We start from the raw sequence: 1,176 nt of genomic DNA, 5'->3' as shown, positions 1-1,176 counted from the left end.
GTCATTACCCGGCCACGCGATATCAAGATCGGAGCGGACCGGCCACAGATCGTGTGGAGAAAACGTAAATGGTTGTGCACCAACACCTCTTGTGACAGGAAAACGTTCACCGAGGCCACACCGGATGTTCCGCCACGAGCGCGTATGACCACACGAGCCAAGGCGCAAATGGCCGCAACGGTACTCGATGACATCCGGCCAGTGGCCGCCGTCGCCGAGGACTATGGCTGCACCTGGAACACCTGCCATGCAGCCGTTGCGGCCACCGCCGACCCGGTGCTCGGCGCTGAACCCGCCTCGATCACCGTGCTGGGCATCGACGAGACCCGCCGAGGCAAGGCCAAATACGAGACCTGCCCGGATACCGGCAAACGAGTGTGGGTGGACCGCTTTGACACCGGCTTGGTCGACATCACCGGCAACGCGGGCCTGCTGGTGCAGGTCAACGGCCGATCAGCCAAACCCGTGTCCGACTGGCTGGGTGCCCGCATCCCCGGATGGCGAGAACAGATCACCCATGTGGCGATCGACATGTCGATGACCTACGCCAAGGCCGCCCGTGACGCCCTGCCGCACGCACAGCTCATAGTTGACAGGTTTCATCTGGTCAAACGAGCCAACCAGACCGTCGAAGCGGTACGTCGGCGGACCACCTGGGACAGTCGCGGACGCCGCGGTCGCAAGGCCGACCCCGAATGGCTCAACCGGCGCCGGCTGCTCCGCGCAGCCCAACGACTCACCGACACCCAACGTGACAGCCTGGTAGCCGCATTGGCCGCCGCCGATCCAGGCGGGGACATCCTGGCCGCCTGGATCGCCAAGGAACTCCTACGCGACGTACTGGCCTGCGCCACTACCGGCGCCATGCGCTACGACATCGCCACCACGTTGTACCGGTTCTACGCTTTCTGTGCCGCCACCAAAGTCCCCGAGATCCACGACCTCGCCGAAACGATCGAAACATGGCAGCAGCCAATGATTCTCGCGATTACCACCGGTCTGACCAACGCGCGCAGCGAAGGCTATAACCGGATCGTCAAACACGTCGGACGCGTCGCCTTCGGCTTCCGCAACCCAGAAAACCAACGCCGCCGGGTACGGTGGGCCTGCACCCGCCAATCACGGCGAGTGCCACTCAGGACCAGGAATCTACACCCCTGCTAAGTCGGAAGAGCC

1 protein-coding gene is annotated in these 1,176 nt (G+C 63.9%); it reads left to right on the top strand.

What is annotated here, in order from left to right; all coding sequences use genetic code 11:
- Window positions 1-1,164: ISL3 family transposase (locus EET13_RS29720; RefSeq protein WP_122445564.1), on the top strand; the 1,164-nt coding region annotated here is incomplete at its 5' end.
- Window positions 1,165-1,176 lie beyond the last annotated feature (12 nt).

Source organism: Mycobacterium attenuatum (assembly GCF_900566085.1).
Lineage (GTDB): Bacteria > Actinomycetota > Actinomycetes > Mycobacteriales > Mycobacteriaceae > Mycobacterium > Mycobacterium attenuatum.
Note: the sequence above shows the minus strand (reverse complement) of the source record. Positions and strands in the feature narration are given on the sequence as shown.